Source organism: Bradyrhizobium sp. CCBAU 25338 (assembly GCF_028128965.1).
GTDB classification, from domain to species: Bacteria; Pseudomonadota; Alphaproteobacteria; order Rhizobiales; family Xanthobacteraceae; genus Bradyrhizobium; species Bradyrhizobium liaoningense.
In genome coordinates this window covers 1-499 of the sequence record NZ_LFKY01000005.1, presented here as the reverse complement: position 1 = coordinate 499, position 499 = coordinate 1, and the positions used below count along the sequence as shown (strand labels likewise).

Annotated in this window: 1 protein-coding gene; it reads left to right on the top strand. The window is 65.9% G+C overall.

Annotated elements, in window-relative coordinates; translation table 11 throughout:
• On the top strand, positions 1–481 hold a 481-nt coding region (locus ACM42_RS08365; RefSeq protein WP_271527482.1), incomplete at its 5' end, for an integrase core domain-containing protein.
• Positions 482–499 lie beyond the last annotated feature (18 nt).

Sequence of the window (499 nt, the reverse complement as noted above, 5' to 3'; positions counted from 1 at the left end):
GCTGGTGGCCGACACCTCACTCTCGGGCGCCCGGGTCGCTCGGGAGCTGGACCGGCTGGTCGCCGAGCGCGGCAAGCCCAAGATGGTGGTGAGCGACAACGGCAGCGAACTCACCAGCAATGCCATCCTGACATGGGCCGATCAGAGCCGCATCGCCTGGCACTACATCGCGCCGGGCAAACCCATGCAGAACGCCTTCATCGAGAGCTTCAATGGCCGCCTGCGGGATGAACTGCTGAACGAGACGCTGTTCACCTCGCTCGCCCAGGCCCGCGTTGCGCTCCGATGCTGGCAGGCCGAATATAACGACGCTCGGCCGCACTCCCAGCTCGGATGGAAGACGCCATCCGAGTTCGCCGCCACCTGCAATCCGCGTCGGGATCTGGCGCTGCGCTATGCCGAGAGCTCCGCGCCAGCTCCCGCCGCTACCACCGCCCGGATGGGCACATCCAACCGCCCGAACGAACTCAGGTCTGGATAAAACTTGGGGGCAACGTCA